Consider the following 13,890-nt stretch of genomic DNA (forward strand, 5'->3'; position numbering starts at 1 on the left):
TATAAAAAAATCCCCTTCAAGTTAAACTGGATACTAACTTGAAGGGGATTTTTTTATGCTCTGATATCGACAAATTTTCCATTTGTCAGTTGGCAGATTGCTTGTGGAGCTAACTCCATCTGCAGTCCTCTTTTGCCAGCGGAAATAATGATTTGTTCATAATTTTCCGCAATTTGATCAAGATAAGTTGGAAATAGTTTTTTCATTCCGATTGGTGAACAGCCACCACGAATATAACCAGTAGTTGCTTCTAACTCACGTAAATGGAGCATTTCTACTTTTTTATTTCCAGAAACTTTTGCCAATTTCTTTAAATCTACTTCATTTTCTCCCGGGATGACAGCAACTAGTGGACCAGTTACGTTTCCTACAGCCACCAATGTTTTAAAAATTCGTTGCTCACTCCCATGAATCTGTTCAAAAATCGTAGTTGCACCTAAATGATTTTCATCCCATTCATATTCGTGTTCTGTATACGCAATTTTTTTTTTCTCTACGAGTCGAATTGCATTTGTTTTGACTTGTTTTTTCTTTGCCATATTTCCACCTCATTGCAACAAGCATGATAAATTCAAATACCATTCATCGTTGGTTGATACGATTACTCATGCTAAACTCTTAATTATTTGTTGCAGTTCTTTCACAGGTAATTGTCCTGGGGCCGAAGCAGACGCTTTTGAAATTGCCCCAAAAGTAACTGCCGAACCTGTTAAGCATCCTGCTACTCTTGATAACTTACCCATTTCTCCCATTGAAACAGTAATCAACGGGATTGAAACAAACGCACTTGCTCGTTTAGTCAATTCAAGCAAGCGAAAAACATCTTGTTCTGTTTGTGGCATCATTGCTAATTTTCCAATGCTAGCTCCAAAATGTTCCATCATATTTAGCCGGTAAAGCAGAACAGGATCTGATGGTGTTTCTTTAAATTCATGATTGCTGATAATGATTGGAATTTGATGATCTTTGATGCGCTCAATCATTCCGCGTCCCAAGCTTTCAATCTGAAACAATTCAATGTCTACCATATCAACCAACTGTTCAGTCACAACTGTTTCATACAAATCATGATATTCTCTAATCGATAGATCTTGTTTTCCGCCCTCAGCTAGCGTACGAAATGTAAAAAGCAACGGTAATCCTTGAAGCTCATGTCGAAGAAGGACTAGTGTTTCTAGAACCTTTTCTAATTGCAAGATTTCTTGATAAAAATCGACACGCCATTCCACTAAATCCGCGCCTGCCTCGCGCGCGAGACGTGCTTCACTTAAGATTTTTTCTTGGGTCACACCAGTTAATGGTGCACAAACTTTTGGTCGACCAGTACCGATTTGCAAATTTTTCACTTGGATCATCCGTAACGACTCCCTTCTTACATTTGATTGATTTTATAAACAAATACCTTTAAGTAATCTCCTTCTGGAAAAACGTTTGTCGTTTGAAAATCATTTGGTAAGCGATAAAGTCCGATTTGTTGATAGGAGACACCTTTGGCAATGAACTCTTCTTCAATCATCTTTTGAAATTGCTGAATCGTGACATTCGCCGCATTTGTTGAAGCAATCAGCACCCCTTCATCTGCTAAAATTTCCAGACTGTCTTTGACCAATTCGCCATAGTTTTTTGCCACGCGGAAAACTTTCTTTTTGTTGCGGGCAAAACTAGGTGGGTCCAAAACAATGACATCATAAGTCAATTGTTTACGACTCGCATATTTAAAGTACTCAAAAACATCCATAACGATAATTTTTTGTTGTTCAAGATCTAAACCATTGACTTCAAACTGTTCCTGCGTTTTTTTCAGGCTCCGTTTTGCAAGATCCACGCTGGTTGTCTCAACAGCACCACCCATCGCAGCCGCAACTGAGAAAGCACCTGTATAGCTAAACATGTTTAGTACCGATTTTCCTAACGCTAATCCATCAACCAACGCTCCGCGAACTTCCTTTTGGTCTAAAAAGATTCCTGTCATCAAGCCTTCATTTAAATAGGTTGCAAACTGAACACCATTTTCTTTTACAATCAATGGCTCTGGTGCTTCTTTTCCATAAATAAACTGACTTTCTGGCAGACCCTGCGTATCAAAACGAATTTTTTCATACGCACCTAAAATTTCCGGATATGCTTTTTTAAATGCCTCAACCAATTTTTCTCGATGAAGGTACAGTGTTTGGTTATACCAAGAAAAGACAGCAAACTGGTCATAATAATCAATAATCAAACCACCCATGCCATCACCTTCACCATTGAACAAGCGAAAAGCATTTGTTAAGTCATCACTAAAATAAGTTGTGCGTTTTGCTTTTGCTACCACAAATTTTTTCTCAAAAAAAGTTGTATCAAATACTTCGTTGTCTCGGCTTAATACCCAACCAATTCCTTTGTTTTGCTTTCCTAAGTAGCCTTTTGCCACAAATTGATTTTGTTGATCTACTAAATCGATCCATTCCGTCGTTTCCACTTGCGTATCGACTAAATCTTCTTTTTGAATGAGCGGATAACCTTTTCTAAATTGAGTGCTCGCTCGTTTTTTTACTTTTATTCTCATTCATTCACCTGCTTTTACTTTCTCATCCTTCAGTATAACAAAAATCAAACAGCTTGTCTTAAGCCACAAACCTCTAAGAAAGCTTAAAGAATCCCTTAACCAACTGCCATAAATCATCGCTTAGAATTGACACTAAAATCTTCGACTAGTAAAATAGATTAGAATATATAAGTTGTGTACTATGGGTTTTATGACACTCTTATTCTTATTTTTTTGAGTGTAGAAAGGAAGATTACTTTGAAACGTATAAAAACGCCCGCTTTTTTAAATAAGCGGCTCGGATTTTTTTCTTTGTTAGCTGTTTTAGTCTGGCTAAAAACAATTTTCGCCTATTTGATTGATTTCAATTTAGGGATTGAAAGCGGAGTGCAATACTTTATCTTATTTATCAATCCAATTGCGACTACTTTGTTATTACTTGGGATTGCTTTGTATGTGAGACGGGCAAGAGCTTCGTATATCACGATGATGGTGATTTTTTTCTTACTCACTTTGTGGGTGTTTTCAAATGTCACTTACTATCGTGAATTTACAGACTTTATTACCATCAATACTATTTTAGGCGCTGGAAAAGTTGCTAGTGGTTTGGGCGAAAGTGCCATTCGCTTGTTCCGCCCTTACGATTTATTGTACTGGATAGATTTTATTATCTTAACGGTTTTATTAGTCACTAAAAAAATCAAAATGGATGAACGTCCTGTCCGGGCCCGTATGGCATTTGCGATTTCAACATTAGCAGTTATGATTTTTTCTGGTAATCTTTTCTTGGCTGAAGCTGATCGCCCAGAACTATTAACTAGAACATTCTCTCGTGATTATTTAGTTAAATATCTTGGTCTTAATGCTTTTATGGCTTACGATGGTTTCCAGACTTATCAAACCAACCAAGTTCGTGCGGAAGCAAGTCCTAACGATATGAAAGAAGTTGAAAGCTACGTTAAGGAACACTATGCTGAACCAAACGACGAGATGTTTGGTGTGGCAAAAGGTAGAAACGTTATCTATATCCATTTAGAAAGCTTCCAACAATTCCTGATTGATTACAAACTAAAAGATGAAGCAGGCGTTGAACACGAAGTAACTCCTTTCCTTAATAGCCTGTTTCACAGTAATAGTACGTATAGTTTCGATAACTTTTTCCATCAAGTCAAAGCTGGAAAAACCAGTGATGCTGAAACATTAATGGAAAACTCTCTCTTCGGATTAAACCAAGGATCACTCTTTACTCAATTGGGTGGAAAAAATACTTTCCAAGCTGCACCTGACATCTTGAGCCAAACACAAGATTATACTAGTGCTGTTTTCCACGGAAATTCTGGTACCTTCTGGAACAGAAATGAGACGTATAAAAATCTTGGTTATGATTATTTCTTTGATTCATCTTATTACGATGTAACCGATGAAAACTCATTCCAATACGGGTTGCATGATAAGCCATTCTTTGACCAGTCCGTTCAGTATTTAGAACATTTGCAACAGCCATTTTATTCAAAATTCATTGCTGTATCAAACCACTATCCTTATTCAAAATTTACTAATGAAGAAGCAGGATTCCCGATGGCAGCAACCAGTGATGAAACAATTAACGGCTACTTCGCAACTGCGAATTATCTGGATACAGCAGTCGAAGAATTCTTTAACTATTTGAAGTCAAGTGGACTATATGATAATTCTGTTATTGTTTTATATGGTGACCACTATGGTGTTTCCAATTCAAGAAACAAGACCTTAGCAGAACTACTTGGAAAATCAAGTGATACTTGGTCAAACTTTGATAACGCACAAATGCAACGTGTCCCTTACATGATTCATGTACCTGGTCAAACAAATGGCGGGATTAATCATACTTATGGAGGTCAAGTTGACGCGTTACCAACGTTACTTCACTTACTAGGTGTTGACACCAAAGATTATATCCAACTTGGACAAGATTTATTCTCTAAAGACCATGACCAAGTGGTAAGCTTCCGTGATGGCGATTTCGTTACACCAACTTACACTTACTACAGTGGTACGATTTATGATAACGCAACAGGTGAAGCCATTACCGATCCTTCCCCTGAAGTTCAAGCAAAAATTGATGCATGGAAAGTTGAGGTTTCAAAACAATTAGCTGTTTCTGATCAAATCAATAACGGTGATTTACTCCGTTTCTACACGAATAGCAATCTTGATCCAATTGACTCTGCCAACTATGATTACAAAAATGGTTTAGAAAAAATGACTGCTATTGAGAAAAAATTAGGTGATAAATCAACCAGCGTATTTAGTCAAAACGGTAATAAATCAACAACTAATCTTTATGAAACAAAAACGTACCAAGAAATAAATGGTACACCAACGACTGATACTTCTTCTTCAGAGGAATAAACGATAAAAAAGCGTGAGAAGCTAACTTCTCACGCTTTTTTGTACTCTCAAATAACAGCTTCTCACCTCTTTGCAGAATAACTCGCAATTTATCAAAAAGAATTTCATACTTTATTCATATTCATTTTTTATACTCTAATAGAGGTGAAAAGTATGAAAATAATCCGTTATGCTATTGCGCGTTTAGCATATTATAAAAAGCAAACAATTGTATATATTTTATTTTCAAGCTTCTTTGCTTTTTTGTTACTTATCTCTTTTAATTTATATAATTTACAAACTACTTTACACAAACAAATCCAAAACCGTTTAGCTATCTTTAGTTCAACTAGTCAAGAAGAAAAGATTCCACAATTAGATAGCGTTAGTCACTTCTATTCATCAGCTATTCTTGTCTTTGTGCTTTGCTTTGCGATTTGTTTTTTCTTCTTTTTTATCCATATTTTGAAACAAAATCGACAAGAATTGATGAACTGGCGTTTAACCGGATTTTCACAAAAAAAATTATTCTTCTTTGTTTACACTCAAATGTTTGTACCAATTACTGTTGCTTGCTTAGGTTTACTATTATGGAGTATCAGTTTCCAGCATCTTTACGAAACACTGTTACAAAGAATCAACCTAACTGTTCTTACCTTATTTAAGTTTCCTGACTTTTCTGTTCCTTCTTCAATTAGTGGATTAACCATTCCTATCAATCAAGAAGCATTTTTTCAGATTGATTTTACGAGTGATTTTTTACTTGTTGATACATTTAAAGGAATTGTTCAAACACTATTCACTTTGACTTTTGTTAGCTTATTTATAAGTATTTTGTCATTTATCTATTTTTCTCGAAGACTGCAAAAAGGGAGGTTCACCCACCATGGAGCAACCAAATAATACGACTCATTTCAATTGTCTAACTGTTATTCTTAGTTCTAAAGAAAAGCAACAACAACTACTTAATGAATGGAAAGAAAACTTGTTGCTAGATGACTCGCCAAACTACACAATTGTTCAAAAAAATTGGCCTGTCTTTCCTTATTTAAAGTTAAAGGATCATGTCTACCTAGACATTTCAAGTAAAGATATCAAGTCAACCAGTTCCGCTTATCAATCACAATTAAAGCTGGATTCCTCTTGGGAAAAGCAGTCAGCAGATGACCTCTCTTTATTAGAAAAAATCAAACTGCAACTCTTACATTCTTTACTTGCTAAACGCACACAAATCATTGTAGAAGACGCATTTGACGACTTAACTATTGCAGAAACACAAGAATTGTTAGACATTCTTTGCTTACTAGCTCGTCAAAAAAATCAAACAATTCTGCTGTTCACCAACAATACGACTATTGCCCATAGTCCTTACATCGATCATTTAGAAGATGCTTCCTAAAGTATTTTTCTCACATATTTTACTCCACTATGCTTACTAATTGATGATCACTAAAAAAGCCAGATGCGGAAATTTCCACATCTGGCTTTTGGTTTAGTTTTCTTGAGACACTTCTTTGATTTCTACATCCGGAAGTCGGACAGTAAATGTTGTTCCTTTTCCTTCTTCACTTTCGACCTCAATTTTCCCTTTATGCAGACGAACTAGTTGTTGCACGATGGGTAAGCCGAGACCAGATTCACCATACTTAGTATTTTTTCTTGATGGATCAACCTTATAGTAGCGTTCCCAAATATTTTTCATCTGCTGTTCTGAGATACCGATTCCTGTATCTTTGATTTTAATAATCGTTTCAAGATAACCTTTTTCAATACTGATAGTAATTTGACCATTTTCAGTAAACTGAATCGCATTTTGAATGATATTTACCATAATCTGCACGAAACGATCATAGTCAGCATAAACATCAATTTCTTCCTGAGCTTCCAAAATCAGTGTATCTCCTGCTGCTTCTGCTTTTGCTTCAAGCTGTGTCACAAGATTTCTCAAGGTTTCTGTTCCATTGAATTTCTTGATGACCATCGTAATTTGGTCGGTCCGAATTTTCTCATAGTCCAGATTCTCATTGACTAATCGAATAAGGCGCTCCGTTTCATTTTTCATTAACTTGATTGCATTCTCTCGTTGATTTTCTGGAATCGCATCATAGGCAAGCCCCTCTAGCAATCCATTGATTGTCGTCAAAGGCGTGCGCATCTCATGTGCAGCATCTGCCATAAATTGGCGTCGCCGATTCTCTTGCTCTTCGATTTCTGCTTGCGACTCTTTAAGTGAATTCGTCATCTTATTGAAATCATCTGCAAGTTCGTCAAATTCATCTTTGTCATGAACAGGTAGTTGGACATCAAAATTCCCGTTAGTCACTTCTTTTGTTGCATTGCGTAAACGATTGATTCGCTTCACCTGAAAAGCAGCAAACACATAACTAGCAATAACTGCAACAATACTTGAAAAAATAAACCCCTTGAAAAGATTCAAGGTAACTGAACGCACGCTATTATCAATATTTCGTGCTGGTTGGCTCACAACCAAAGCACCGTAAAATTCATGATTCAAATTAAACGGAACTAATGCATAAGAAGTTGCTTGCTGTTGGCCTAAAATATTTTTATGATCGGTAAATTTTTGTTGCTTTCCGTTACGCAAATTTTTCCATTGCTCTGGACTAATCGTGAAATCCAGCATTGAATCGTCTGTTGGATAAATAAGTCGCTCATTTTTGTCAATAAAAATAAAGTTAACATTCTGCTCCGTTAGCACTTGTTCTGTCAAAAGCAAAGCATTTTGAAACGCCTGATCTTGACTCAGTTGCGGAAAATTCGCAGCATATGTTTGTGTCGTTTTTTCAACAGATTCAGCATAACCAAACAACTGTTGGTAATTATTTTCTTCAATCGTTTGCTTCGTTAATTGTGTAAATGAAACCCCGACAATCAAAATAATCATGGCAATCATACTACAAAAAGCAAGTAATTGTTGATAAAGATAGCGCATTAGGCAACACCAGAATCATCAAACTTATAGCCGACGCCCCAAACCGTTTGAATTACTTGTGGACCGACTTTCTCAATTTTTTGACGAAGTTTTTTGATATGTGCATCAACTGTTCGCTCATCACCAAAATATTGATAATCCCAAACTAATTCCAATAGCTGTTCTCTTGAAAAAACTTGACGTGGTTTTTTCGCTAAAGTAAATAAAAGATCAAATTCTTTTGGTGTCAAACCTTCAATCAATTGACCATCTAGATAAGCTTCACGAGTTTTGGTATTCATTTTGAAATGTTCTGTTTGAATGTCGAAATGACTATCTGATTCACTGGTTTCTTCTTTTGCATCGACAAGTTCGCTTCGACGGTGCAAGGCTTTCATTCGTGCAATCAAGGTCAGTGGACTAAACGGTTTCGTTACGTAGTCGTCTGCCCCCATTTCCAGACCAATAACTTGGTCGCTCTCTGAATCGCGTGCAGTCAACATAATGATAGGTACTGTGCTTGAGATTTTCCGAATCTCACGCCCAACAACCATGCCATCCATTGTTGGTAAATTCAAATCAAGTGTAATCATGTCCCAGTGTGCAGGATTTTCTAAGAAGGCGTCTAGCCCGTCTTTCCCATCATACTTGAACGTTGCCTCCCAGCCTTCATTCAAAAAAAACATCTGCATCATTTCAGAAACAGATTGGTTATCTTCAATCATTAAAATGTTCATAGTCATCCCCTCCGGATTTCTGGTCAAATTTCTGTAATTTTTTTTCCGTTAAAATAAAAATCGGCATAATTGGAAAAACTAATACCAGCATTTCAATTAAAAAGTAATTCGTGTTTCCTGTTACTTTTAATAAATAGCCAATCGCAGCCATTATCAAGCCGAAAATAATAAAGTATTTTCCACTAACTTTCTGGGCTAACTGCCAGAGTTCATCTGTTTTAGCAGCTAACGGTGAGTGGTATCCATACAATGGCAAATTTCCCTTGGAAGGAAATAAGCGAAAGAAAATACCAATAGTCGTTAAAGCAACTCCTACAACTAAAAAAATCATTGATTTCCTCCTAAAAAGTTCTCTTTCTAGTATACTCCAAATAGTCTTGCGAACCAATATATTCAATAATTCTTCATGAAAGGTTTGTCTTTTGTTCATTCTTTGTTAAGATAGGTTTATTGAAAAGATAAAGGAGTTTTTTTTGTGTCAAACTATCAAGCAATTACTTTTTTTGACCTAGATGGAACACTGCTGGATGCGCATTCAACAATCACCTCAGAAGTTGCATCTGCCATGAATGCCTTAAAAGAAAATCATGTCTTACCTGTCATTGCCACAGGTAGAACAGAAATTGAAATCCAAAAGATTATGCACGATGCTGGAATCACTTCAGCTGTTACCATGAATGGCTCTTATATTCGTGTGGATGGAAAAGAAATCCATTCCGAGCTTTTTTCAGAACAAGAATGTCAAAGAATGTATGAACATGTGCGGTTACAAGGCCACGAACTTTCGTACTACAATCACCAAAATATTTGGTGTACTGGCCACAATCAACTAATGATTGATGCCTATAATTTTATTCATTCTGAAGTGCCACCGATTGATCCTTTTGCCTTTCGTCAAAATCCAATCAACATGCTTTTGATTCTTTCACAAAGTGGCGATGAGTATTATCATGAACAGTTTCCTGAACTAACTTTTTATCGAAACGGTCCTTATTCAATTGATACCGTGAAAAAAGGAATTTCTAAGGGTGTTGGCGTCAAACGATTAAAAGAAGAATTAGGATTGACCAATGTCCCAACTTTTGGATTTGGTGATGGTCCGAATGACTTCGCTCTGCTAGAAGCTTGCGACAATAAAATTGCAATGGGCAATGCCTACGATGGACTAAAAGAGTTGGCGACTTTCGTAACTAAGAAAAATACTGAAGGTGGCATCGTCCACGCATTGAAACATTTTGACTTAATTTAATTTTTTTAAAATAAAAGATCCGTAACGAATCTCAAAGCAGAAGTATCTGTTTTGAGATTTTTTTCTTTTTCTCTTAAGAAAAAACAACAGCAGTAAGAGTTCTCACCAACTAATTCAATCAGTCGGTGCCAATCAATATAAAAATCAAAAAAATTGACAAAAAAAAAAAAAAATCTTTTAATGGACATCTCCACTTATGGAGATGTCCATTAAAATTTTATGAGGTGATCTTTATGAATGAAATAAATTTAAGTAAATATTTGGCTGCGATTTATCGCCAAACGAAAAAATCATGGAACCATCAAAATAGTTTTGACTTTTTAAGGGCAACACAAACAGATATTATGATGTTTGCTCTAAAAAATCCTCATCAAATCCAAAAAGATATTGCACGTCGGATGGCAATTGATCCAAGCTTATTAACAAAAGACTTGAAGTTTTTAGAAAAAGAAGAAATTATTACCCGCTCACTAAGCAATGAATCACGTGCCTATCATGTTGATTTAACTGATAAAGGGAAAAAAATTGCAGAACAACTTGGTAATGAAATGGAAGAATGGTGGATTTCGTTCTTTCACACCCACCCAGAAATCAATCAAGCACAGTTTACTGAACAATTGAAACTCGTTTATGAAGCATTTAATGCTAATGAATAGTGAAACGCAAGGAGACCTGAATCGAAAATGGAAAAACAACTTTTAGTAAAAAACCGAAAATTGATCACTGTCATCATCTTATCAGCAACATTTATCAGTATGATGAGTCAAACAATGATGGTTACAGCGTTGCCTTTACTCAAAGACATCATGAAAGAATCATTAACTACTGTTCAATGGTTAACCACAGGCTACACCTTAATGGTTGGCGTTGTTACCCCACTAACTTCTAATGTTTATGAAAAATACTCAAGTCGTACAGTCTTTTTATCTTTGTTACTTGTCTTTTCTGTGGGGACGTCAATTGGAGCAATCGCACCCAATTTTTGGTTTTTATTATTAGGTAGACTATTACAAGCTGCAGCCGGTGGTTTTTTGATGGCTTTTCAAATGACTACTATGATGACAATCTACCCACCCAGCCAGCGTGGCATGATTATGGGCTTATCTACTTTTGTCATTGCTTTTGGCCCTGCTGTAGGTCCGACAGTTGCGGGGATCATTTTAAATTATTTAAATTGGCGTTACTTATTTATTAGTATCTTACCAATCATGCTCTTAATCTTTCTCATCAGTTTTTGGCGATTTCCTAATTATTCTCAACCAAAACCAGTCAAGATTGATTTTATTTCAGTCATCGAATCTTTCTTATCCATCTCTCTTATTATGCTAAGCATCACCATGATGAAAGGCCGACTGATTCTAGGGATTTTTCTTTTTATTCTTGGCTTTTTGATTGGCTGTCTTTTGTTGAAACGACAATTACGTATGAAAAAACCTTTAATCAATATCTATTTACTGAAACAACCCACTTTTGTAAAAATGACTGGCATTAGTATCCTGGCATACATCATTTTGGTTGGGTTAGGACAGCTGGTCTCCATCTTTGCCCAAATGCAGCTTTCAGTCGATAGCTTAACTGCTGGTCTTATCTTATTACCAGGAGCCATTTTGAACGCTTTTTCTTCAATTGTTGTTGGACGAATTTACGACAAGCATGGACCAAAGAAATTAATCATAACTGGCAGCTTTTTGATGCTCGTATCCTTTATCCCCTTCTTTCTTTCACGAGTAGAAATCAATTTAGCTTTGTTGTCCGTGACTTATGCGCTTTGTCTCTTAGGAATTGGATTAATTTTTTCACCGTCACTAACCGAAGCTTTTAAAGAAATTGAACCTTCACAAATCAGCCAAGCAACGGCTTTGAATAACACACTTCGTCAAATGTTTGCATCTATCGGAATTACGATCATGATCAGCATCGTGACAACTCCTTCATCAATGAATGTTGGGATTACTTGGGTAATGGCTTTGTGTATTGTTTTGACTATTGCTATTCCGCTTCTCCTATTCCGTTTAACATCAGAAAAAAAGTGACCATTTTATTCAAGAAAATGTTACTAAATCTCGAAGCAAGTAGTACAGCTTCGAGATTTTTTCATGCAACTAAAAATGATTCAGCGAATAAAATTGATTGAACCTTTCGTTAACTCTTCTCGCATTTTAGTGCCAATACTTTTTTATTGAAAATGAATAAAAATGTGGTATACTATTTTTGTGCATAATGCATCTGTAACCCTTGTTACTTTACGGGGACGTTACGGATTCGACAGGCACAGTTTGAGCTTGAATTGCGTTTCGTAGGTTACGTCTACGTTAAAACGTTACAGTTAAATATAACTGCTAAAAACGAAAACTATTCTTACGCTTTAGCTGCCTAAAAACAGTTAGCGTAGATCCTCTCGGTATCGCCCATGTGCTCGAGTAAGGGTCCTAACTTTAGTGGGATACGTTTCAACTTTCCGTCTGTAAGTTGAAAAAGAGCTCATCAGACTAGCAATACAAAATGCCTGTCACTCGGCAAGTTGTAAAGCGAAACCTTAAATGAGTTGACTATGAACGTAGATTTTTAAGTGGCGATGTGTTTGGACGCGGGTTCGACTCCCGCCGTCTCCATATTTATATTGTTGAGACAAACAATAATCTGAAAAAACGTTGTTCAATCAACGTTTTTTTATTTTGGTCAAATAGAGAGAAGTAGCAAAACACAAACTTTTTGTATTCAAATCATAAACGAAGTGATAAATATACCACTTTAAAATGAGAAAATTTGTTTAACTTCCTTGTAAGTAAAGATGCTAAATTACCTACGAGAAAAAAGACATTAAAAGCTTTTATTGCGAACAAAAAGACGACCTATTTTCAGCCTTTCACGAAAAAGAGAAAGACCTAGGTCGCCTTTTTTATAAAATTATAGTGTCGGTCTGAATATTAACTAAATTTATCTACTATCATCTGATTTTGATTGATGATCAACTTCATCATTGATTATACAAAAAATACTTCATAAGATTTGCAGGGTGACATTCTGATAGATTCGCTATTATTCACACAAAAAATGCCGGAAAGATAAACACGAGAACTAAATATATCGGAAATACTAACATCATGATACTATTTGCTAAAAGAATAACTGTCCTATAAGTCCCTCTTCTCAATCTTATCGCTATTAATAGTCCGATTGAACCGATTAATGGTGTAAAGACAGATAGAGGAATTCTTAATGAAAAAAAAGATTGTTGAAGAAACATAACTATGCCTAATAAAATAGTCATTACTGATAAAGTAACCCTTACTTTTTCTGAATTTGTATGTTGTAATGTGTTTGATATCTTTTCAAAATAAAAAATTAAATATCCCCTCATCGTTATTAAAAGAACTAAACAAAATATTACGAAAACAATCTCCCTTCTTCTCATTGATTTTTTTCCACCTCCAAAAAATCTACTATCCTTTCTACCAAACTATCCATTCTTTACAAAATATTGATATATGTATTATCACCACGATCATTAAATCACAAAAACGCCTCAAAAGAAACCGTTTTCTTTAATGACAAGAGTTACTCAATAAATTTTAATGCAAACTTTCTAGATATACTTACTGGAACAACTGCAAATTCCCCTTACTCACTTCCATTTGTCATCCAAAAATGAATCCTTTTCTTAACTAAAATAAAGAAATCTGTATTTCAGCAAAAAAAGCAAGGAAAATCTAAAGATGCAATATTAGAGTGCTTGAAGTGTATAGAAATAAAATTTTTTGAAACTATCAAAAATATTGAAGAGAACACTTCTGATATTGAATATGAAGATTGATAAAGAAATAAGTAGAGTAGGAGGTAGTGGATATATTGCAATTAGGATTTGAACATCATCCAAATAAAAAAGGTGATAGAATCTTTGAAAGATTATTTGTATAGAAGAAAAGAAGACAACCTAATCATTTTTTGCTATACTTAAATTTGTAAGTTGAGTGATTACTTCATGACTGAAACCCAAGTATTTTTTTGGAGGTGATAAAGTCATGACTGAATATCAAGTAATTGCTTTGATAATCGCAGCCTGCAATTTATTTTT

Annotated in this window: 12 protein-coding genes and 1 other RNA gene; 7 read left to right on the top strand and 6 right to left on the bottom strand. The window is 35.4% G+C overall.

What is annotated here, in order from left to right; genetic code table 11:
* Window positions 1–53: 53 nt before the first annotated feature.
* The 3 genes from ybaK to AB3I20_RS11255 all read right to left on the bottom strand — a co-directional run bounded on the left by ybaK (window position 54) and on the right by AB3I20_RS11255 (window position 2,548).
* The gene (ybaK, locus tag AB3I20_RS11245) at window positions 54–539 is read right to left on the bottom strand and encodes a Cys-tRNA(Pro) deacylase (RefSeq protein WP_368027372.1); all 486 of its coding nucleotides are present in this window, start codon (window positions 537–539) and stop codon (window positions 54–56) included.
* 66 nt (window positions 540–605) lie between these two features.
* On the bottom strand, window positions 606–1,355 hold the full coding sequence (gene aroD / locus AB3I20_RS11250; RefSeq protein WP_067484056.1) for a type I 3-dehydroquinate dehydratase: 750 nt from the start codon (window positions 1,353–1,355) through the stop codon (window positions 606–608).
* Between the two features lie 17 nt (window positions 1,356–1,372).
* Window positions 1,373–2,548, bottom strand: a complete 1,176-nt coding sequence (locus AB3I20_RS11255) for a class I SAM-dependent rRNA methyltransferase (protein WP_368027373.1) — start codon at window positions 2,546–2,548, stop codon at window positions 1,373–1,375.
* A 237-nt stretch (window positions 2,549–2,785) separates the two neighbouring features.
* On the opposite strand from AB3I20_RS11255, the gene AB3I20_RS11260 reads away from it, so the two are divergent.
* The 3 genes from AB3I20_RS11260 to AB3I20_RS11270 all read left to right on the top strand — a co-directional run bounded on the left by AB3I20_RS11260 (window position 2,786) and on the right by AB3I20_RS11270 (window position 6,296).
* Window positions 2,786–4,918, top strand: coding sequence for an LTA synthase family protein (locus tag AB3I20_RS11260; protein ID WP_270607420.1), 2,133 nt, complete (start codon window positions 2,786–2,788; stop codon window positions 4,916–4,918).
* A 153-nt stretch (window positions 4,919–5,071) separates the two neighbouring features.
* Window positions 5,072–5,800, top strand: coding sequence for a hypothetical protein (locus AB3I20_RS11265; RefSeq protein ID WP_067484049.1), 729 nt, complete (start codon window positions 5,072–5,074; stop codon window positions 5,798–5,800).
* Window positions 5,784–6,296 (top strand): hypothetical protein, encoded by a 513-nt coding sequence (locus tag AB3I20_RS11270; protein ID WP_071869296.1) that lies wholly within the window; start codon window positions 5,784–5,786, stop codon window positions 6,294–6,296. The genes AB3I20_RS11265 and AB3I20_RS11270 overlap by 17 nt, the downstream gene beginning before the upstream one ends.
* Before the next feature lie 93 nt (window positions 6,297–6,389).
* Here AB3I20_RS11270 and AB3I20_RS11275 read toward each other — a convergent pair whose 3' ends face one another.
* From AB3I20_RS11275 to AB3I20_RS11285, 3 genes are read right to left on the bottom strand one after another with little or no spacing between them, the layout of a single operon-like run.
* Window positions 6,390–7,850, bottom strand: coding sequence for a HAMP domain-containing sensor histidine kinase (locus AB3I20_RS11275; protein WP_067484045.1), 1,461 nt, complete (start codon window positions 7,848–7,850; stop codon window positions 6,390–6,392).
* On the bottom strand, window positions 7,850–8,566 hold the full coding sequence (locus tag AB3I20_RS11280) for a response regulator transcription factor (protein ID WP_067484043.1): 717 nt from the start codon (window positions 8,564–8,566) through the stop codon (window positions 7,850–7,852). The genes AB3I20_RS11275 and AB3I20_RS11280 overlap by 1 nt, the downstream gene beginning before the upstream one ends.
* Window positions 8,547–8,897 carry an SdpI family protein gene (locus AB3I20_RS11285; protein WP_067484041.1) on the bottom strand — a complete coding sequence of 117 codons (351 nt, stop codon included), beginning with the start codon at window positions 8,895–8,897 and terminating at the stop codon, window positions 8,547–8,549. The genes AB3I20_RS11280 and AB3I20_RS11285 overlap by 20 nt, the downstream gene beginning before the upstream one ends.
* A gap of 144 nt (window positions 8,898–9,041) precedes the next feature.
* Between AB3I20_RS11285 and AB3I20_RS11290 the strand changes: the two genes are divergently transcribed.
* The 4 genes from AB3I20_RS11290 (at window position 9,042) to ssrA (ending at window position 12,430) form a co-directional block, all read left to right on the top strand.
* The gene (locus tag AB3I20_RS11290) at window positions 9,042–9,815 is read left to right on the top strand and encodes a Cof-type HAD-IIB family hydrolase (protein WP_071869295.1); all 774 of its coding nucleotides are present in this window, start codon (window positions 9,042–9,044) and stop codon (window positions 9,813–9,815) included.
* 233 nt (window positions 9,816–10,048) lie between these two features.
* A complete protein-coding gene (locus tag AB3I20_RS11295; RefSeq protein ID WP_285701128.1) occupies window positions 10,049–10,471 on the top strand; it encodes a MarR family winged helix-turn-helix transcriptional regulator in 423 nt (140 codons plus the stop codon).
* A 27-nt stretch (window positions 10,472–10,498) separates the two neighbouring features.
* Entirely contained in the window at window positions 10,499–11,848 is a 1,350-nt protein-coding gene (locus tag AB3I20_RS11300) for an MFS transporter (protein WP_368027374.1), read from the top strand.
* A gap of 214 nt (window positions 11,849–12,062) precedes the next feature.
* Window positions 12,063–12,430, top strand: a transfer-messenger RNA (tmRNA) gene (ssrA, locus tag AB3I20_RS11305).
* The last annotated feature ends 1,460 nt before the right edge of the window (window positions 12,431–13,890 follow it).

This window comes from Enterococcus sp. C50 (assembly GCF_040887505.1).
Taxonomy (GTDB): domain Bacteria; phylum Bacillota; class Bacilli; order Lactobacillales; family Enterococcaceae; genus Enterococcus_B; species Enterococcus_B thailandicus.

Bases quoted from the DNA above. Each gene is read 5' to 3' on its own strand.
- ybaK (WP_368027372.1), bottom strand. From the start codon at position 539: ATGGCAAAGAAAAAACAAGTCAAAACAAATGCAATTCGACTCGTAGAG.
- aroD (WP_067484056.1), bottom strand. From the start codon at position 1,355: ATGATCCAAGTGAAAAATTTGCAAATCGGTACTGGTCGACCAAAAGTT.
- AB3I20_RS11255 (WP_368027373.1), bottom strand. From the start codon at position 2,548: ATGAGAATAAAAGTAAAAAAACGAGCGAGCACTCAATTTAGAAAAGGT.
- AB3I20_RS11265 (WP_067484049.1), top strand. From the start codon at position 5,072: ATGAAAATAATCCGTTATGCTATTGCGCGTTTAGCATATTATAAAAAG.
- AB3I20_RS11270 (WP_071869296.1), top strand. From the start codon at position 5,784: ATGGAGCAACCAAATAATACGACTCATTTCAATTGTCTAACTGTTATT.
- AB3I20_RS11275 (WP_067484045.1), bottom strand. From the start codon at position 7,850: ATGCGCTATCTTTATCAACAATTACTTGCTTTTTGTAGTATGATTGCC.
- AB3I20_RS11280 (WP_067484043.1), bottom strand. From the start codon at position 8,566: ATGAACATTTTAATGATTGAAGATAACCAATCTGTTTCTGAAATGATG.
- AB3I20_RS11285 (WP_067484041.1), bottom strand. From the start codon at position 8,897: ATGATTTTTTTAGTTGTAGGAGTTGCTTTAACGACTATTGGTATTTTC.
- AB3I20_RS11295 (WP_285701128.1), top strand. From the start codon at position 10,049: ATGAATGAAATAAATTTAAGTAAATATTTGGCTGCGATTTATCGCCAA.
- AB3I20_RS11300 (WP_368027374.1), top strand. From the start codon at position 10,499: ATGGAAAAACAACTTTTAGTAAAAAACCGAAAATTGATCACTGTCATC.